The following is a 19,662-nucleotide window of genomic DNA, read 5'->3' as shown; positions in this document are numbered from 1 at the left end:
CCCAATAAGGAACTCGACATGCGAGCATTTTATTCCATCATTGTCCGGCCGAAGTTGACCAGGCGGGCGTTAGCGGCGGCGATAGGTGCCGTTTTCCTGAACGGCTGTTCGTTGGCGCCGTCGCCCTTGACCCAGCAAGAGCGCCAAGCACAAATCGGCAGCGATCAAGTGCGTTTATTCGACCGGCAGGAACCTTTGGTAGCGCCGTTGAGCTTGTATCAAGCCATGTCGAGGGCATTGAAATACAATTTGAATCACCGGGTCAAAATGATGGAGCGGGCGGTAGCGGAAGGACAAGCCACTTTGGCGCGATTCGACTTGTTGCCGGAAGTGGTCGCTTCGGCGGGTTATCGCAGCCGCGACAACTTTAATGCGTCGTCCAGCCGTTCGATCAGGAGCGGTAACCAGTCGCTGGAAACCTCTACCTCGCAAGACCGCAGCCGCTACCTGGGCGATTTGAGTTTAAGGTGGAATATTTTGGATTTCGGCGTCAGTTATTATCGGGCGCAACAGGAAGGCAACAAAGCCTTGGTAACTGCGGAAAGCCGGCGCAAAGTCAGCCACAACTTGATGAAAGACGTGCGGAGTGCCTATTGGCGCGCGCTGAGCGCACAACGGATGACCGCCAAAATCCAACCGGTGTTGGCCGAAGCGCAACACGCGTTGGGCCTGGCCGAGCAAGCGGAAGCGGAGAAATTGCGCCCCCCGCTGGAAAGCCTGCGCTATCGTAAAAGTTTGCTGGAAATTGTGCGCCGACTCGAAAGTTTGCTGGAACAACAGCAAATGGCCAAAGCCGAATTGGCCGGCCTGATCAATTTGCCGCCGAACCAGGATTATCGCTTGACCGACGACTTAAACGGCAGCTGGCCGCAAATCGCCGCGCCGCAGCTCGACGTCGACAAAATGGGCGACTTGGCGCTGCAACTCAGGCCGGAGCTGCGTCAGGAAATGTATCAAACCCGCATCGGTTCGGCCGAAGTCAAGAAAGCCATGTTGCGTTTGTTGCCGGGTGTGGAAGTGCAACTGGGCGGCAACTACGATTCCAACTCCTACCTGCTGAATCAAAATTGGGGGGAAATCGGCGCACAGATGTCCAAAAACCTGTTCGAATTGCTGTCGGCACCGCATGCTATCGCTACCGCGGAAACCCAGGAAGAACTGGCTCACTCGCGGCGTTTGGCCGCCCACATGGCGATCTTGACCCAGGTACATTTGTCGCAGCAACAGTTCGATCTAGCGCACAAACTCTATCAACGTAGCGCCGAGTTGGACGACATCAATCAGAAAATACACCATCACGTGCTGAACAGCGAATTGACCGAGGCCATGAGCGCGGTAGAGCGGATACGGGTGTCGGTGGATTCGGTGTTGTCCGAATTGCAACGCCACCAAGCCTATGCCGAATCGCAAGAGGCCTTGGGTAATCTATATGTTTCGTTGGGCTTCGATCCTCTGCCGGCTACGGCGCCGGACGATAGCATCGATACCTTGGCCGGCGAGCTGGAAGCCATCGACAACGAATGGCGGCAAGGTCATTACCCGGTTCGGGCCACGGACGATCCGTTAGCCCCGGAAACATCCGATTCCGCCCAAGGGGGGCAGTCTTGATGCACAAGATTGCTTATACCGGAGTTTTGCTGGGGCTGGTACTGGCCGGCGATGCCGGTGCGCAAGCCGTAAATCCCGAAACGGCCGCAGTATCCGAACCGGAAGTTAGGGTGCAATTGGCACCCATCAATACGACGACCTTATCCGCCGAGTTGGCTGCGGTGATTCAAAAATTGACGGTACGGGACGGTGAGCGCTTTAAGCACGGCGAGCTTTTGGTCGAGTTCGATTGCTCTATTCAAAAAGCGCAATTGGATAAGGCGCAGGCCACCGCGGACGGCGCGAAAAAAACCTACGATGTCAATTCGCGTCTGGCGCAGCTGGAATCCATCAGCAGCCTGGAAGTCGACGTGGCCGAAGCCAAATTAGGCGAAGCCAAAGCCGATATCGCTTTGTATAAAGCCAGCTTGAAAAAATGCCGGATCAGTGCGCCGTTTTCCGGCCGGGTGGCGCAATTGCACGCCCACCAGTATCAGCACTTAAAAGTGGGCGACCCCATCATGGACATTTTGGACGACGGTCAATTGGAAATCCGCATGATAGTGCCGTCACCCTGGCTCAGCTGGTTGAAAGCCGGGCAAAAGTTTCAAATTCACATCGACGAGTTGAATCAGGAGTATCCGGCCGAAGTGAGCACCCTAGGTGCTCGCATCGATCCCGTCAGTCAAACCGTGGCGGTAATAGGCAAAATTAAAGGAAAACATCCCGAGTTGCTGGCGGGCATGAGCGGTCAGGCAAAATTTCCGGAAAAGGCCAACTAAGTTGAGCGTCAATCCAAACGACCCCCGCCAACGTCAGTTGCAGGGGTTGGCGTTACTATTGCAATTGCAACGCAAAGCCCGCAGCGCACAAGACGCGGCCGAGTTGGCATTTATTATGGTCAATGAAACGCGCAGTTTGCTGGATTACCGGCAAGCCGCCTTGTGGATTGCCGATGCGCGAGCGGTCAAAGCCGTGTCCGGGGTGGCACAGTTGGAGGCGAATGCGCCTTACATCGTCTGGCTGAACGGTGTGGCGCAGACATGCGACTCCGGCCGGTTTTCGGGGGCTGCCCAAGCCGTAGGTGCGCAGGATTTGCCGGAGCGTTTGCGGCAAGATTGGCCGCAATGGCTGCCGCCGTTCGGTTTATGGTTGCCTTTACGGTATCAAGGCCGGGCTTGGGGCGGTTTGCTGCTGGCCAGAGAGCAGCCTTGGCAGGAGGCGGACAGTGTGTTGCTGGCGGAATTGGCCGATGCTTACGCCCATGCTTGGCAGGCTTTGCATAGGACCCGGCCGGGTTGGCTAAAATCCATAAGCGCGGGTTCGTTAAAATATTGGCTGGTGGGCTTAACCGCCTTGATGTTGTTGCCGGTCAGGCAGTCGGTATTGGCGCCGGCCGAAGTGATAGCCGCCGAGCCGGTCGTGGTGCGCGCTCCGCTGGAAGGCGTGGTCGACAGTTTTTCGGTGCTGCCCAATCAAAACGTAAGCGGTGGACAATTGCTGTTGAGCTTGACCAATACCGATATTGCCAACCGTTTGGAAATTGCCCGCAAAGCCTGGGCGGTGGCGGAAGCCGAATACCGCAAGTCGGCCCAGCAAGCCATGTTCGATCCCGACAGCAAGGCTGAATTGGCCGTTTTGAAAAGCCGCATAGATCAACACGCCGCCGAAGTGGCTTATATGCAAGACCAAATGGAGCGCTCCCAAATCAAAGCGCCGCGCGACGGCATTGCGATTTTCAGCGACGTGCACGACTGGATAGGCCGGCCGGTGGCTTTAGGCGAACGGATTTTGATGCTGGCCGACCCGGCCAAGGCTGAATTGGAAATGCGTCTTCCGGTTGCCGATTACATCGAGTTTGCCGACGGTGCGCAAGCGGTGATGTTTTTGAACGTCGATCCGCAACATCCGCTGGATGCCGAAGTATATTCGGTCAGTTACCAAGCCGAAGCGGGAGCCGATCAAACCCTGGCTTATCGGGTGAAAGCCCGGTTACGGGCGCAAGATCAGGTCCCGCGCATCGGTTTGAAGGGGACCGCCAAGCTGTACGGGCCTAGAGTGAGCTTGTTCTATTACCTGTTTCGGCGGCCGTTGGCGGCTGCTAGACAATGGCTGGGCCTGTGAATTCGACGCAGGAGCTACTGCCGCCTTTGCGCGAGGAGTTGCATTGTACAGCCGGCCCGCGCGATGCCGACGGTGCCCCGACCTGGACTTTGCACGACCCGGCTAATAACCGATTTTTCCGCTTGGGTTGGGTCGATTTCGAAATAGTGAGTCGTTGGGGCTTACGGCAAGCAGAAGCCATCGTGCAGGCGATTAACGCTCAGACCACGTTGCAGGTTGATGCCGAGCGGGTCGCAACGCTGGGTCAGTTTCTGCTCGTCAACAATTTGCTGCGCCTGCAGGGCGACGGCGGCATACAACTTTTGCGTAAACAAGCCGGATTGCAGCAATTAAGTTGGCAGCAATGGCTGCTACACAATTATCTGTTTTTTAGAATTCCCTTAGTTAAACCGGATCGGCTTTTGGCGTGGTTGTATCCGCGGGTGGCTTGGGTTTACAGCCGCGGCTTCGGCCTGTGCATTTGCGGTTGCGCATTGCTGGCCTTGTTTTTGATCTCTCGGCAATGGGAACGCTTCATCACAACGTTTTCGTATTTTTTCAATTGGTCCGGTTTGCTGCAGTACGGCGCGGCCTTGGCGGCGGCCAAGATACTGCACGAACTCGGCCACGCCTTGACCGCACACCGCTACGGCTGCCGGGTTCCCAGCATGGGAGTGGCATTCATGGTGATGTACCCGGTTTTGTATACCGACGCCAGCGAAACCTGGAAATTGCAGAATCGCCGCCAGCGCCTGGCCGTGGCCGGGGCAGGCATGGCGGCCGAATTGGGCTTGGCGATGCTAGCCGCGTTGGCGTGGTGTTTTTTGACGGACGGCCCGCTACGCAGCGGCGCCTTCTTGTTGGCAACGTCGACCTGGATCATCACCTTGACGGTGAATTTATCGCCGTTCATGCGTTTCGACGGCTATTACCTATTGGCCGACTGGTTGGGAGTGGACAATTTGCAACCGCGCAGCTTTGCCTACGCGCGTTGGCATTTGCGCCGGCTGTTGTTCGGGTGCCAAGAAGTGCCGCCCGAGCGGCTCGCACCGCGCATGCAGCGGATATTCGTCGCTTACGCCTGGACGACTTGGCTGTACCGCTTAATGCTGTTCCTGGGGATAGCGCTGCTGGTCTACCATTTTTTTTTCAAATTATTGGGCATAGCCTTGTTGGTGGTGGAAGTCGGCTGGTTCATCGTCCGGCCGATTTGGACGGAAATGCGAACCTGGAAATCCTTGTCCGTTGCCACTTGGAGTAACCCGCGCAGCCGGCTGAGCTTGTCGCTGGCTATGGGTTTTTTAGTGTTGTTGCTGATTCCCTGGCAAGATCACGTCAACGTACCGGCCTTGATGAAAGCCGAACGCTATGCCGAAATCTATTTGCCGCGGGCCGGGCGTCTGGACGTTTGGCAACTGCAGACCGGAAGCCGGGTGGCGCAAGGCGAACTGCTGGCCGCATTCAGTTCCAGCGAGCTTGATTTTCAGGCGCAGCACAGCGCGCTGGAACGCGTCATGGTAGACCGGCAACTGGCTTATCACGGGTTGGAGCAACGTTTGGCGACGCGGCGCCGGATTTGGTTAAAAGAATTGGAGTCGGCAAGTAGCAAACAAGCCGGTTACCAGCTGCAACGGCGGCAACTGGAGATGCGCGCGCCTTTTGCCGGGGTCGTGCTGGATTTGAACGATACGGTCCAAGCGGGACAATGGCTGGCGGAAGGACAGGCGTTGATGATAGTTGCTGATCTGAGCAGTCAGTTGATCGAAGTGTACCTGGAAGAAGCCGATTTGCAGCAGGCGGCCGGCGCAACCGCCGCGATATTCTATCCGGAAGATCCGGATTTGCCGGGGATCGCTTGCACGGTGCAGGCGATAGAGCAGGGCAATAGCGCGCGGATTCCGGCCTTGCTGGCATCGGTGAACGGCGGCGAGATCGCGGCCAGAATCGATGCGCAGCAGCAGTTGGTCCCGGAAGCTGCCGTGTATCGCATGCTTTTACGCCCGCAAGCCGACGCCGCCATGCCGGCCTTGGCTCATCCTGCGGTATTGCGCGGCAGCGTGCGCTTGGACACCCCGGCCATCAGCCCGATCGAGAAAATTTGGAACCGGATAGTCACCGTGCTGATACGGGAATCCGGGTTTTAGCTCGCTATGCGCGAAGTACCGGAGCTTGTGGCGTGGTAGAGCATTTAAATGACGATTTTATTTCGCCCGCTGGTTTTCGCGGTATACAGCGCTTTGTCGGCCCGGTCGATGAAGCTTTCGCTATCGTCTCCGGCTTGCAATTCGGCCAGCCCTATCGATACGGTAATGACGCCCAGCGGTTGTTGGTCGTTTTTGCGTTTCAGCCGGCTTTTTTCCAGTGTTGCGCGGATGTTTTCGCAAATCGCCAATGCATCGTCGCGGCTGGTACCCGGCATGATGATGGCCAATTCCTCGCCGCCGTAGCGGGCGGTGTGGTGGTGACTTTGCGCGTATTGCCTCATCAAACTGGCGACGAAGCGGATCACGCTGTCGCCTATGGTATGGCCGTAAGTGTCGTTGATTCGCTTGAAACGATCGATGTCCAGCAAGGCTAAAAACGTGGATTCGGCTTCCGAAAAATGGGCGAGTACCTCGTTCAAGGTTTGATCGAATGCGCGCCGGTTCAACAAGCCCGTCAGGCTGTCGGTGACGGCTATCTGCCGCATTTGATCGAGCTCGGTGCGCAACTGGCTCAATTCCCGATTAGCGTCCAGTAGCCGGGATTGCATGGTTTGGCTGGTAGCGGCCAAGGCATGGGTTTCGGTGATGATCTCTTGCAACAGCGAGTTAATGTCGCTGCGGGTGGACAGGCTTTGCAAGATCTGCGATTTTTTTTGGAAGCTGTCGTTGGTTTCTTCGGCTTTGCTGCAGGTGTCGCTAATCGCGTTGCTGGCCTGATCCAGTACCTGGCGTAAACTGGCGTTGAGCTTTTCGAAAGAAGCCAGCGTCGCGCTACAGATGTGGGTGCTGTAAATCTCTAAACTGGTGGATCGATCCAACGGCTTGTTTTCTTTGAGTAAATCGGAAACAACCTTCCTAAGGCCGGTGTTGCTGCCGACGATATAGTCGTAGCAAATGGCATAGTTGATTGGATTGGCGGCAATCTGATGCCGCTCCAGCAGCGGTAAAACTTGCTGTAACACTTTTTGATTGGCATCGGTGGAAAAGTCGTAGGTCGGTATGAAAGAGCTGCAATAATCCATTGAAGTCCAACGAAGGGTTAGTTTATCTGCACTCGATGCAAGAAGTTACGTCAGTCGAGTGTCCGTTTTTCACAGGGCGTCGCTTGCCGTGGAGCTAAAACGGTACGAATCTATCAGAAACGTTAGCATATTCACATTTAAAGATATGCCATAGCGAAAATTTTGCAACATGCGGGTATGGCCCGTTTGGGTGTAGAAGAGGGACGTATTCGATTTAAGTGGCTGACTTTGCGCTATCATCCGCGTTTGGTACCACCCTCTTGTCCGGATTTGGCATGACCGATTTAAGCAATCGCCGTTACCTGCGCGTGCGGGAACTGGCAATCACTCAGCGTATCGCCCGGCTATTGAGCCGGCAGCGCATTACTCCCAATCAAATTTCGCTGGCCAGCATCGGTTTTGCCGTGCTCGGCAGCGTTTGTTTGCTGGCTTTGCCGGGACAGAGCGGCAAAATGGCCTGGTGGCTGCCGCTGGCGGCGGCGGTCGGCATCCAGGGCCGTTTGCTGTGCAATTTGTTCGATGGCTTGGTCGCCATCGAAGGCGGCAAGAAAACCGCGGCCGGCGAGTTGTTCAACGACATGCCCGACCGACTTTCCGACGCCTTGCTGCTGGTGGCGGCCGGATACTCCGTGCCGGCGCCGGATTGGGCGCCGGCCTTGGGTTGGTGCGTAGCGCTGTTGGCGGTCTCCACCGCCTATGTGCGCACACTGGCGGCGAGTCTGGGCGCACCGGTCAACTTTGCCGGGCCCATGGCCAAACAGCACCGCATGGCCTTGTTGACCGGCGCCTGCTTGTTGACCACTTTGGAGAACTTGTTCGGCAGCGGCAACTACGCCATGTTGCTTGCCTTAGCGGCAATGGCGGTCGGTTGCGTGGCGACCCTGTATAGACGCAGCAAGGCCGCATACGACTATCTGCAAAATCATGCAAATCGTTAACGCTCCGCATGCTTTGTACGCCATGGCGGCGTCTCTGGCGGTTTTACTCGTTGCCACGGCAATCGGTCATTGGTTGGCCAAACGAAATGTAAGCAAAGACTATAGCGAACTGAATTTGCGCATCCGCTCCTGGTGGTGGATGGTGTTGATGTTGTTTACGGTGCTTAGCCTGGGGCAAACGCCTGCTATCGTTTTCTTCGGCTTTCTCAGCTTTTTGGCGCTAAAAGAGTTTTTGTCCATCGTGCCGATCCGGCTGACCGATAGGCGGGTCATCTTTTGGGCTTATCTGGCGATACCGCTTCAATATTATTGGGTTAGTCAGCAGTGGTACGGTATGTTCATCATATTCATTCCGGTCTACGTGTTTTTGTTTTTGCCGATACGCATGGTGTTGATCGGTGATACCCGCGGCTTCATCCGTTCCGCAGGGATTTTGCATTGGGCGGTCATGCTGATGGTGTTTGCGATCAGCCACATTGCCTACTTGCTGACTTTGCCGGTGCAAAATCCCGCCGCCGGGCCGTTCGGGCCGGTGTTGTTTTTGTTGTTCATGACCCAACTTAACGACGTCAGCCAATACGTGTGGGGCAAAACCTTCGGTAAGCGCAAAATCATTCCCAACGTCAGCCCCAACAAGACCTGGGGCGGATTTCTCGGCGGCGTGGCGACGATAACCTTGGTGTCGGCCGGTTGCGCGCCCTGGTTGACGCCGTTGACCGCGCAGCAAGGTTTGCTGGCCGGCGCGTTGATTGCCGTGTCCGGCTTTTTCGGCGACGTGGTGCTGTCGTCGGTCAAAAGGGATCTGCAGATCAAAGACAGCGGCAGTCTGATTCCCGGCCACGGCGGCATTCTCGATCGTCTGGACAGCCTGATTTACAGCGCGCCGCTGTTTTTTCATTACGTTTATTACACGGCGTATTGAGGGGTAGCGTGCGCTTGGTTAAGGTGTTGTTTTTCTGCTTGCTGGTCAAGCCCTTGGTGTTGCTGCTGCTGGGCCTCAATCTGCGCGGCCGCGAGCGTCTGCCGTTAAGCGGCCCGGCTATCATTGCCGCCAATCACAATAGTCATCTGGACGCATTGGTGCTGATGAGCCTGTTTCCGCTGCATTTGATTCACAAAATCCGTCCGGTTGCGGCAGCCGATTATTTTTTGAGCAACCGCGTGCTGGCTTGGCTGGCTCGCTACTGCATCGGCATCATTCCGATAGACCGGAGCGGCAAGGCCGCTAAAGCCCAATTGTTCGCCGCTTGTCACGCGGCCTTGGACGCCGGCGATATTGTCATTCTGTTCCCGGAAGGTAGCCGCGGCGAACCGGAAAAATTCGGCCCGCTGAAGAAAGGGTTGTTTTACCTGTTGGAAGACCGGCCGCAAATCCCCGTTATTCCGGTGGTCATGCACGGCTTGGGCAAGGCCCTGCCGCGCGGCGAAGCCTTGCTGGTGCCGTTCAACTGCGACGTGATGGTTGGGGAGATGCTGGCGCCTAGCGCTTTGTGCACGGCATCTTTGATGGTGGACGAGCTAACACGGCAATTTAAGGCATTGATGACACAATGTTTGACACGGAGTCAGAATTTCGACAGCGACGAATATCTTTAGATCTAACCTTGCTGGGTGTAGCAGTACATTTGTACTAGTACGAAATGTTACTCGTCTAGTCCATTTGTGTTGTGCAGAATTGCTTTTAAGCGGATTCGCGGTAAAGCCGCAATTTCTAAACGACTGCGAATTGTGGGTCCTCAGCCCGTAAGAAGCCGTCATCCAGCAAGTTAAACACGGAGAGCGATGCATGAAGATTGATTTTTCGAACAAGCCGGCGTTTTTGGGCTGGTTAGCGGCCGTCGCCGTATTGTCAGTTTTAATCGGTTACGGCGGCGCTACCTTGCCGTATCTGTTTCATTTACGGGTGCCTATCCTCAGCGGACTGCTTTTGCTGTTTCTACCGGTTATCTGCCTTTTGGGCTTGCCGACGATGCTGGGTAATATCTTTGCGTTGAATCGCTGGTGGAAGCTGGCTCTCGTCACGGCCGGGGCCGCGGCGGTCGGCCTCGGTATCGTACTGGTCGGTGCGGTGATAGGCGCTAACGCCGACGAGCGGTTTAGTTTGGTTGGGGTCGATTTTCTGGGCGATTTGGCCGATTCCGAGTCGCCATGGCCGTATGTCCTGGCGGCTTTATTGGCCTTGCCCACTGCGTTTACCGCGTACTGGGCTTCCGGACCGTATTCGCAAGAAATGCTTTCCAGCGAGCGGACCCGGGGGGCGATTGCCGGAGCGCTGTTATCCCTTGCGTTTTTCTTTGCCGTGTACTGGTTGCGCTCGCTGGCGGTTTTCGATTCCGCTCGGCAATGGTTGGTTGGTTTGGCCGGGTTGTTGCCGGAAGGCGCGCAGAGCGGCTATTTGATCGATACCAATAAGGGCATTGAAATTGCCGAAGGGCACGCGGTGCTGGCCAGCTATCTGCTGGTCGCGGCAGCGCTCTATCTGATCGGCCTGGTTCGCTATCGTCCGCCCACCGGAGATGGTAGGCAGCTGCCGGTCATTTCCTACGTATTGGGCTTGTTGCAAATCTTTACCTTAGTACTCGGCTTGCTAACCTTTTGGTTGGACTTTTATCGCGTCCCGGTATTGTTGTGTTTGTTTGCATTTTCGGCGCTGGCGTATTATCTGTGGAAAGTCGAACATTATTACGAGCTGAAAACCTGTCCGACTTCTCCTCCGGCCACGGAAGCTTTGTTCGCGGCGGTAAAAGCCAGGTTGACGCATCAGGGGGCGGAAAAGACTTTGGTGGTAATCTGCGCCAGTGGCGGCGGCATTCAAGCGGCCGGTTGGACGACGCAAGTGTTGATCCGGTTGCAGCAAAGACTGGGCCCCGACTTTACCAAAGCCATTGGACTGATCAGCTCGGTATCCGGCGGCTCGGTCGGGGCCTTGCATTTTTTGGATCGTTTCGACGACGGTTTAGGCGCGCCTCCTCACGATAAACTGGCGGAAATCTTCGATGCATCGACCAAGGAAAGTTTGGGGGCTACCGGTTGGGGACTGGTGTATCCGGATTTATGGCGGCTGTTAGGCTTGCCGTTTTTGACCACCCAACCGCGCGATCGCGGCAAAGCAGTCGACCTGGATTGGAAGAGTCATCTGAACAAGCCCCAATCAACTTTGCGCGGTTGGGTCGATCCTGTGTTGCGCGGCAAAATGCCCATCCCGGTTTTCAACGCGACGATAGTCGAAGACGGCCGCCGCTATTCGCTTAGTCCGATGTCCTTCGGCTTAAAACCGGTAGAGGGCGTCGAATTCAACGGCTTGTATCCCGGTTGCGACATCGACGCCAGTACCGCCGCCTTGTTGTCCGCAACCTTCCCCTACGTGACGCCGGTGACCCGCAACAGCCGGCAGCCACCGAATCAAAAGATATTTCACGTCGCCGACGGCGGCTATTTCGATAACTACGGTATCGTGGCCGCAATCGACTTTCTGGAGAAAATTCTGGAACACGATCAGGGGCGTTCGATCAAAAACGTCTTATTCGTGCAAATACGGGCGTTTCCGGACGAAGCACCGTTGCAAACCGCAAAAGATCAACGAGTAGGCTGGAAAATGGCGTTATTCGGGCCGATATTCACGATTCTGGACGCACGAAACTCCACCCAAGGCCAGCGCAATTACGATGACGTGCAGGATTTGATCAAAAAATGGCAAGGGATGGTGGATATTCAGGATTTCAAGATTTCCTTTCCTAAATCCAAGTTCTTCGAAGTATCGCTTTCCTACAACGGGAAACAATTCTTAAATCAGGTACAAAACAAACCGCCGCTGTCCTGGATGTTGACCAAGAAACAATGTGAGTTGATCAAACAGGGGTGGCTGGAATTATTGAAGCACGCAGACCAAGGTTTTTCCGACGCCGTTAAATTGATCGATGCGTGGGAAGCGCTACAATCGAAGCGTTGACTCGGTTGAATATCGAAAAGTAGCGATCCTGGCGGTCAGATGTATCTACAGATATTTGTGCCAGTTAAAGTGGGCAGCCGCTCCGTGGCGATTCGTAAAGCGATTGTCGTGACAGCGTGTCTGCTTCCCCATACGTTACGGAGCAGGCCATGCCGGAAAATCCATTCATAATCCGTAATATGACTAGGCCGGAACTCGACATTGCCCTAGATTGGGCGGCTGCCGAGGGCTGGAATCCCGGTTTGTACGACGCGGATTGTTTTTATGCGGCCGATTGCCGGGGATTTCTGCTCGGGTTGCTGCACGGCGAACCGATTGCAACCTTGTCGGCAGTCAAATACGGCGCTTTCGGCTTCTTGGGTTTTTACATTGTCAAGCCGGCATACCGCGGGCTGGGCTTCGGCTTGGAAATCTGGCAAGCCGGTTTGGATTATTTGGCCGGGTGTACCGTCGGGTTGGACGGGGTGGTCGAGCAGCAGGACAATTATCGAAAATCCGGATTTTCCCTTGCCTATCGCAACATCCGCTATGCCGGATTCGGCGGCGGCGATTGTCCGGCCGAAGCCGATTTGGTCGAGCTGTCGGCGCTGGCTTGGCCGCAGATCGAAGCTTACGATTTGCGTCATTTCCCGGCTGCGCGCCCGGCATTTTTGCATCGCTGGTTCGAACAGCCGGAGTCTTATGCGTGCGGAATGGTGCGTAACCATGACCTTCTAGGTTACGGCGTATTACGTAAATGCCGTTCCGGTTATAAAGTCGGCCCTCTGTTCGCCGACTCGCCGGCAATCGCCGAGGCGTTGTTTTTGACGCTGAAAGCCAAGCTAAATGCGTCGGAACCGATCATTATGGATGTGCCCGAGTGCAACGCTCAGGCCGTGGCATTGGCCGAGCGCCACGCCATGTACAGCGTTTTCGAAACCGCTCGCATGTACAAAGGCGTCGCGCCGCAGCTTGCATTGTCCGGCGTGTACGGCGTCACCTCGTTCGAATTGGGCTGATGTCCGGCCGGTTGGCCGGGCTGCCTCGATAACGGGAGATACCGAACTTTTCAAGCCGAAACACGATATGATGGCTGGCGTTCCCGAATTTCAGATACGGTGGCTATGCAAAATCTTAGCGACGAGTTGGCGCATATCGAAGCATCCACGCTGCAACATTACAACCAAAACGCCGAATCGTATTGGCAAGGTACGCAAGATCATGACGTCTCGCAAAACTACACGGCATTTTTAGATGCGCTGCCGGCGGGCAAGTCGTTGGACATTTTGGACTTGGGCTGCGGCCCCGGCCGCGACGTCAAACATTTTCGCGCATTGGGACATAATCCGGTCGGACTGGACGGTAGCGAGGCGTTTTGCCGCATGGCGCGCGCTTACACCGCTTGTTCGATATGGCACCAGAGTTTTCTGAACTTGGATTTGCCGCAGCAGCGTTTCGACGGTATCTTTGCCAATGCCAGCTTATTTCATGTGCCGCGTAGTGAATTGCCTAGGGTGTTGATGGAATTACATGCGGCATTGCGAGCGGGCGGCGTTTTGTTTATGTCTAACCCGCGCGGCAGCGGCGAAGGCTGGTCCGGGCAACGTTACGGGTATTTCGTCGAATTCGAAACCGGCAGCCGTTATCTAGCCGACGCCGGTTTCGACATTCTGAGTCATTACTATCGTCCCGCCGGCAAACCCAGGCATGAACAGCCTTGGTTGGCCATCGTGGCCAGAAAGGCGTGACAAATTCCTGGCGCTTGCTCCGTTTGTAGCAGAAGGGTCGGTGAGATCAACCGCGCTATTACCAGTGGGGTATAAGCCGCTTAAGTAGGCCGTTTGCCGGTCCTAAGCGGCAATAACCCGATCAATCCGCCGGCAAACAACCATGCCGCGGCCGGAAGCGGCACGGCCGCCGGTTGTAACCAGCCGCGGATTTCTCCGCCGCCGAATGTCGAGGTGTGCAAATTGAAATACGCCAGACCGTTGTCTGCGCCGGTTAATAGAGCGGCCATTGCCCCGTCCGCAGTTCCACCGTTTGCCGCGAGGAAGCCGGCGCTATAACTTGCGGTTTGGGTTAAATCGTAAGTAAAGTCGTAGTTGCCGGACGAAACGCCCAGCGGAAAGCCGGTGAACGTGGGCGTGATGGTGGCCACGCCGGTGTTGGAGCCCGGCAAGGTACAGCAGTGAATGTGGGCGGCGGTTGTGGTGCCGGTCAGATTGTCGAACGTCATTTGGATGCGCATGGTCTTGAGATCCAAATCGAATGATACCGAACCTGAGCCCGTAGCCGGTGTGGAGACGCTGGGCACCTCTGCAGCGCCGCTCAGCTCGAAGTCGTAAACCGTTTGATTGGCGGCGAGCGCACTACCTGATGCCGCCAACCAGCCGATGAGCAATAGGCCGAAATGATTTTTCATGATACCCCCTAAAAGTTGTCCGGTTAGTAACCTTGCGGTTGGCCCGCCGGCTACCGGCTGTCCAAGCGATAGAACCGAATTTTGCGATTTATCGCAATTTGTGCGGGCGGGTTGGTTGTACGCGCTTCTGGCGTTTAAGTCAATTCCATGCAGGCCCCTGCTCAGAGCTGCCTCATTGGCGCCACTGCCCGACTGCCGCCGAGCCTGATTGTGCTGTAAACCTGCGCGGTTCGCATAATTAGGCGCGGTCGATTTAACAGCCGGGTTATGAGGTTGAACTGCTGCACGCCCGTTACGTGAAAGTCTTTGTGGTGGACAACAAAAACGATTTCAACGATGCCGAGGTCCCAATTTCACGATGGTCAAGTAAGTGGTGTTGCTCTGCACAAGATGAAATACTCGCAGAATGGTTGCGAAAAAATCTCGCAAATTAAGACGACCGGTCATATAATTGTTCCATGACAAAATCGATAGCAAAACAAATTAGAAAAGATCGTTTATTAGATCAGGGGGTGGGCTTGCTCTTGGAGAAGGGTTACCATGCTACCGGCTTAAAAGAGATATTGGATGCAGTGCGGATTCCCAAAGGGTCGTTTTATGCTTATTTTCCCAGCAAAGAACAATTTGCTGCAGAGGTTATACAGCATTACATCGAGCCGTTCATATTGCGTTTGAATGAGCACTTACACAATTCCGAGTTAGATGGCTTAGCGGCACTGAAAACCTACTATAACGAGCTCATCGTCGAGGTAGAACTGCGCGGTTTTAAAGGAGGGTGCTTGTTAGGTAATTTAATGGGCGAAATCGGCGATACCAGTTCGTTGTGTCGAGATGCGTTATTGGAGGCGGTGGATCGGTATAGTGCGTTGCAGAGATCCGCGTTGGAGCGTGGGCAGAGTGAGGGCATAGTGCGAGTCGATAAATCGGCTCAAAGTATGGCGGATTTAATGCTGAACGGTTGGCAGGGGGCTCTATTGCGCATGAAGGTTGAGCAGTCCGTACAACCTTTGCGGGAAGTGTGTCGCGAGTTGTTGGATGACTACTTTAAAAGTTGACGAGATATTTGCTAGCAACGCCGATTGATTTGGAGGCGCAGGTGTGAACATCGTTTCTTGCGAATTAAAATGTAATTAGGCGCATCCGAATTTAGGTAGGTATGACATGTTGGTCCAAAAACAAAAGCTCAATGGGATACAAGCAGCAAGAGGTGTGGCTGCGATGTTGGTAGTTTTGCACCATGCGGCAAACCATCTAAAACAGGATGTAGGCTATCTTCCGTTAGATGGACTGTTTCATTTCGGTCGAGCTGGAGTCGATTTTTTTTTCGTATTAAGCGGCTTTATTATATTTTATGCGCACCAAAGAGATTTGGGCCGGCCCAAACAGCTTGGGCGCTATATTTATAAGCGATTTACAAGAATATATCCAATATACTGGGTGGCAATGTGTATATTATTGACGGTAAATGTTTTTAGCGGTAAGAATTATTCAATTCCGGGTTTTTTATGGGATGCTACCCTTATGCCCGGCTCGAAACTGGAAACACTGGGTGTGGCGTGGACATTGCGCTTCGAAATATTATTTTACTTTTTGTTTTCATTGGTGATTATTTCTTTCCGGGTGGGTGTTGCATTGTTGGTGGTTTGGATGTTGGCAATATTGGCATATTCGGCAGGTTTGCTACTTAAGCCGGATAATCCATTTATGGGGCTATTTATTTCGGCTTGGAATTTTGAATTTATATTAGGTTTGTTTGCCGGATTTTATTTATCAAAATACAAGTTGCCAGTTCCAATGATTTTGCTGATTATATCCATTTTTGGTTTTTTAGTGACCGGTATGTATGAGAATATTGATGCTTTGGATGGAACCAAATCTTACGCCCGCATACCTTACGGCATTCTTTCGTTGGTTATCTTAATGAGTTTAGTCGAATGCGAGCGCTCGGGCTACCTGCGAGTGCCGGGGGTTATGGTCTTAATCGGAGAATCATCATATTCTATATATTTGATGCATTTGCTATTCATTGGAATTGCTTACAAAATTATGACATTTGCAGGCGTTTTGAATGGTATTCCCGTTTGGATTAGTTACGTGCTGTTATTTGTTTGTGCGGTTATTGGAGGGGTGTCTTTTTTTCTGACTATAGAGCGCCCGATACTTAATGCGAGTTATGCTTTGGCAAATAAGACAATGGTGCGTAAAAAATAAATTGCCTGATTTAGTAGGAGTTGTATATCAAGACCTTGATTATTAGGCTCAGTTTTTTTTGTTCGGCGCTGGTTATAGTTATAGAACTTGGTCTTGGCTATGTTCGTTATCAATTCGAAGTGGGTCCAGGAAGGCCATTGCTTTGGTCGGTCGTTAGCGGAGGGCTTCTCGCAATGGATAACGCTGCAGAGGAGTCAATATTAAGTCGACGGCAGATCGAACAAAAATTGTGTGCTGACAGTAATGAACTGCTTGAGTCGATAAGTAGTAATTATTCTTTTTATTTTAATAAATTGATCGACGCCATAAAGCAGTCCGGAGCGGGAGTTGTTGTAATATATATACCAGTTTACGGCGTTCAAGGGCTGCAGTGTAAAAATGTTTTTTATCGATTAGCAAAACAAGTTGGAGTTGAGCTAATTGATATGTCTGGTGAGTTTTCTAGGTATGAATCTGAGTTAATATATTTGCTTCCTGGCGACAACCACATGTCTCGCTTAGGGCATCAATTAATAGCTAAAAGATTATTTGAATATTTGCAAACGGCTTCAACTAAAAATCTTGAAGTTCTGCAAATCGATAAAAGCAAAGGTTTATTTAAAGGAAATACGAATAAAATTCGAGTGGAAATGTCGGGCCGTCCATATAGGTTGATCACAAATGCCCAAGGCTACAGGATGGATGAAGTGATTAGTTCGTATAAGTCGAGAGTGCTAGTGCTGGGGGATTCCTTTACTTACGGTGCACACATTTCTAATGAAGATATATATACTTCGATTTTGAATAAAGCGATGTATCAAAAGCAGGTGATTAATGCAGGTATGTCGGGGTATAGCATAGATCGAGAATGGCAGTATTATCAGCAACATGCTAGGTTTTTAGCTGCTGATGTAGTCATTATTCAAGTTAGTGATAATGATCTTTCCGATTTTATGGAATGCTTTCGTAGTGAAAGCAATGCAATAAATAATATGAAGTAGTGGCTTTATTCGTAACTTATTGAATATAAATTGCTTTTTGATCGGATTGGGTGAAATCATAAAAACGAGTATTTGTATTTTATTCAACAAGTTACAGTGATTTTAGGCCTTGGAGTCACGGATTTAAGAATAACAAAGAATATGTTGTTGAAGCTGTGTTTGTTGAAAAATTAAATCTAGGATTATTGAGGCTTTTAAAGCAAGTTTAATGTCGGTGTTTATCGTAGAAAATGCTTGCTGTCAGGGTGTATTAAATTTGATGCTAGTTAAGTACCGACAAAGCGGGGGTTTTATTCGGTTGTTTTTAGACGACCGGTCATTTATTAGGGGTGTGTAATGCCAAAATACATCATAGAACGGGGTATCGTGGGAGTGGGTAAGTTGACTGCGATTGATTTGCAAGCAATATCGCAGAAATCTTGTGACGTGATAAAGGGAATGGGGCCGGATATTCAGTGGTTGCAGAGCTTTGTTACGGGAGATAAGGTTTATTGTATTTATATTGCCGATGACGAGAAGTCAATACGGCGGCATGCTGAGCTTGGAGGGTTTCCGGTAAATCGCATAGAAGAGATCAAAACTATAATCGATCCGACTACTGCTGAATCATTGTCAAAAGAGTGATGGGGCATTTATTTGTTTGCTACGTGACATTAGGCAATGAAACTCACGCTTTTTTCTCGGAGGAGAAAAATCTTTTAAACGGGGGAAATTAATATGAAATTAAAATTCAGTGCGTTATCTATAACATTTGCGTTTGGCTGTATTAGTGTTTCCGGTCATGCCGACGAAACTTGTGCGTCACCGTATATGGCAAAGATTACCGGGCAGGAAGACTTTGTATATGTCTGGACCTTGGGTGAACAAGGGGTTGGTGATGAGCAAGACAAGTTGGTGACCGTAGATGTAAATCCTAAATCAAAACAATACGGAAGAGTAATAGCTAGTTTATCGGTAGGAGGGCGTAACGAAGCGCACCATTCTGATTTTACGGATGATCGCAGGTATCTTTGGGCAGGTGGTTTAGATACCAGCAAAATTTTTATTTTTGATGTGGCTTCCGATCCTGCAAAGCCCAAATTAGTAAAAACCCTCAGTGATTTCGTGACTAAAACCGGTGGGGTGGTGGGGCCGCATAGCTTTTACGCATTGCCGGGACGGATGGTTATTACAGGTTTGTCGAATAATAAAGACCATGGCGGGCGAACAGCGCTTGTAGAGTACAGCAATAGTGGTGAATATGTTGCTACGCACTGGCTGCCAACGGATGGTGATTTACAAGGTGCCGTAAAGTCCGGGCAGTATGCCGATGGTTATAACTACGATGTTCGCGCTTTGCCGCGTAAAAATTTGTTGTTGACTTCATCGTTTACCGGCTGGTCGAACTACATGATGGATTTCGGCAAGATGTTGGGCGATGCGGAAGCGATGAAGCGTTTTGGGAGTACTATGGTTCAATGGGATTTACATACTCGACAGCCTAAAAAAATTTTCGATGTGCCGGGGGCGCCTTTAGAAATTCGTTGCGCTTGGAATGATGCGCACAACTACTGTTTTACCAGTACTGCATTGACATCCAAGATCTGGCTAATTTATCAGGAAGCTACTGGGGAGTGGCTGGCAAAAGAGGTTGCCGATGTCGGTGATCCGGGTAAGGTGCCGTTGCCGGTTGATATATCCATTTCTAGTGACGACAAAACCTTATGGGTCAATACGTTTATGGATGGTAAAGCTCGGCAATTCGATATAACTGATCCATTTCATCCTAAGCAAGTGTATGAGAAGAAGATTGCCAGTCAAGTGAATATGGTCTCATCGAGCTGGGATGGTAAGAGATTGTATTTTACCTCTTCTCTGTTAGCGAACTGGGATAAAAAGGGTCAAGAGGACGAGCAATTTCTGAAAGCCTATAGTTGGGATGGTACAAAATTGACCGAGCAATTTGCAATTGACTTCAGCAAAGAGAAATTAGGGCGGGCGCATCAAATGCGGTTTGGGGCTTATGCGTTGTATTCCGGTATTGTTGGTGAAAGAAGTCCGACCTTAGGTGCCGCACAGGTGACTCCGCACTGACTTGGCTACAAGACGGAGTGGGCGCGTATTGATTGAGCGGAGAATGGTCGGGCACGGTGGTTGGTTAAGGCGGCAACAGCGGGTTACCGTGCTGCTCCGGGAAGCTGAGTTTTTGCGACTTAGCCGGTTGTATTAAGGGAGGGCTATTTTACTTGATATGGGTGGGTATTTTTAGGAAATCTCTTGGGTTACGT

The 19,662-nt window shown here is 52.3% G+C and carries 17 protein-coding genes; 15 read left to right on the top strand and 2 right to left on the bottom strand.

Translation table 11 applies throughout. The features are described 5' to 3' along the window. Window positions 1–18: 18 nt before the first annotated feature. From F1E05_RS19410 to F1E05_RS19395, 4 genes are read left to right on the top strand one after another with little or no spacing between them, the layout of a single operon-like run. Window positions 19–1,608 carry a TolC family protein gene (locus F1E05_RS19410; RefSeq protein WP_150051423.1) on the top strand — a complete coding sequence of 530 codons (1,590 nt, stop codon included), beginning with the start codon at window positions 19–21 and terminating at the stop codon, window positions 1,606–1,608. Then, a complete protein-coding gene (locus tag F1E05_RS19405; protein WP_150052106.1) occupies window positions 1,608–2,369 on the top strand; it encodes an efflux RND transporter periplasmic adaptor subunit in 762 nt (253 codons plus the stop codon). Before F1E05_RS19410 ends, F1E05_RS19405 begins: the two co-directional genes overlap by 1 nt. A 1-nt stretch (window position 2,370) precedes the next feature. Continuing rightward, window positions 2,371–3,711 (top strand): efflux RND transporter periplasmic adaptor subunit, encoded by a 1,341-nt coding sequence (locus tag F1E05_RS19400; protein ID WP_150051421.1) that lies wholly within the window; start codon window positions 2,371–2,373, stop codon window positions 3,709–3,711. Beyond that, entirely contained in the window at window positions 3,708–5,834 is a 2,127-nt protein-coding gene (locus tag F1E05_RS19395; protein WP_190303198.1) for an HlyD family efflux transporter periplasmic adaptor subunit, read from the top strand. The genes F1E05_RS19400 and F1E05_RS19395 overlap by 4 nt, the downstream gene beginning before the upstream one ends. Before the next feature lie 44 nt (window positions 5,835–5,878). Here F1E05_RS19395 and F1E05_RS19390 read toward each other — a convergent pair whose 3' ends face one another. Further along, window positions 5,879–6,916: a GGDEF domain-containing protein gene (locus F1E05_RS19390; protein WP_150051417.1), complete on the bottom strand. Its 1,038-nt coding sequence runs from the start codon at window positions 6,914–6,916 to the stop codon at window positions 5,879–5,881. A gap of 275 nt (window positions 6,917–7,191) precedes the next feature. Here F1E05_RS19390 and F1E05_RS19385 point away from each other — a divergent pair, with 275 nt between their 5' ends. The 6 genes from F1E05_RS19385 (at window position 7,192) to F1E05_RS19360 (ending at window position 13,530) form a co-directional block, all read left to right on the top strand. After that, window positions 7,192–7,854 carry a CDP-alcohol phosphatidyltransferase family protein gene (locus tag F1E05_RS19385; protein WP_150051415.1) on the top strand — a complete coding sequence of 221 codons (663 nt, stop codon included), beginning with the start codon at window positions 7,192–7,194 and terminating at the stop codon, window positions 7,852–7,854. After that, complete coding sequence (locus tag F1E05_RS19380) at window positions 7,841–8,776, top strand: phosphatidate cytidylyltransferase (protein WP_197737391.1); 936 nt, start codon at window positions 7,841–7,843, stop codon at window positions 8,774–8,776. The genes F1E05_RS19385 and F1E05_RS19380 overlap by 14 nt, the downstream gene beginning before the upstream one ends. An 8-nt stretch (window positions 8,777–8,784) precedes the next feature. Next, a complete protein-coding gene (locus F1E05_RS19375) occupies window positions 8,785–9,450 on the top strand; it encodes a lysophospholipid acyltransferase family protein (protein ID WP_150051413.1) in 666 nt (221 codons plus the stop codon). A gap of 190 nt (window positions 9,451–9,640) precedes the next feature. After that, complete coding sequence (locus tag F1E05_RS19370) at window positions 9,641–11,803, top strand: patatin-like phospholipase family protein (RefSeq protein ID WP_150051411.1); 2,163 nt, start codon at window positions 9,641–9,643, stop codon at window positions 11,801–11,803. 149 nt (window positions 11,804–11,952) lie between these two features. Continuing rightward, complete coding sequence (locus tag F1E05_RS19365; RefSeq protein WP_150051409.1) at window positions 11,953–12,801, top strand: GNAT family N-acetyltransferase; 849 nt, start codon at window positions 11,953–11,955, stop codon at window positions 12,799–12,801. A gap of 105 nt (window positions 12,802–12,906) precedes the next feature. Next, a complete protein-coding gene (locus F1E05_RS19360; RefSeq protein WP_150051407.1) occupies window positions 12,907–13,530 on the top strand; it encodes a class I SAM-dependent methyltransferase in 624 nt (207 codons plus the stop codon). 80 nt (window positions 13,531–13,610) lie between these two features. Here F1E05_RS19360 and F1E05_RS19355 read toward each other — a convergent pair whose 3' ends face one another. After that, window positions 13,611–14,204, bottom strand: a complete 594-nt coding sequence (locus F1E05_RS19355; RefSeq protein ID WP_150051405.1) for a CHRD domain-containing protein — start codon at window positions 14,202–14,204, stop codon at window positions 13,611–13,613. A gap of 458 nt (window positions 14,205–14,662) precedes the next feature. Here F1E05_RS19355 and F1E05_RS19350 point away from each other — a divergent pair, with 458 nt between their 5' ends. The 5 genes from F1E05_RS19350 to mtoX all read left to right on the top strand — a co-directional run bounded on the left by F1E05_RS19350 (window position 14,663) and on the right by mtoX (window position 19,468). Next, a complete protein-coding gene (locus F1E05_RS19350) occupies window positions 14,663–15,259 on the top strand; it encodes a TetR/AcrR family transcriptional regulator (RefSeq protein WP_150051403.1) in 597 nt (198 codons plus the stop codon). A gap of 106 nt (window positions 15,260–15,365) precedes the next feature. Continuing rightward, window positions 15,366–16,415 (top strand): acyltransferase family protein, encoded by a 1,050-nt coding sequence (locus F1E05_RS19345; protein ID WP_150051401.1) that lies wholly within the window; start codon window positions 15,366–15,368, stop codon window positions 16,413–16,415. Window positions 16,416–16,588: 173 nt separating this feature from the next. After that, entirely contained in the window at window positions 16,589–17,395 is an 807-nt protein-coding gene (locus F1E05_RS19340) for an SGNH/GDSL hydrolase family protein (protein WP_150051399.1), read from the top strand. A gap of 336 nt (window positions 17,396–17,731) precedes the next feature. Next, window positions 17,732–18,019, top strand: coding sequence for a DUF4242 domain-containing protein (locus tag F1E05_RS19335; protein ID WP_150051397.1), 288 nt, complete (start codon window positions 17,732–17,734; stop codon window positions 18,017–18,019). 93 nt (window positions 18,020–18,112) lie between these two features. Beyond that, window positions 18,113–19,468, top strand: a complete 1,356-nt coding sequence (gene mtoX, locus F1E05_RS19330; RefSeq protein WP_150051395.1) for a methanethiol oxidase — start codon at window positions 18,113–18,115, stop codon at window positions 19,466–19,468. Window positions 19,469–19,662 lie beyond the last annotated feature (194 nt).

It is taken from the genome of Methylomonas rhizoryzae (assembly GCF_008632455.1).
GTDB lineage: Bacteria > Pseudomonadota > Gammaproteobacteria > Methylococcales > Methylomonadaceae > Methylomonas > Methylomonas rhizoryzae.
This window is presented reverse-complemented; position numbering and strand designations above follow the sequence as displayed.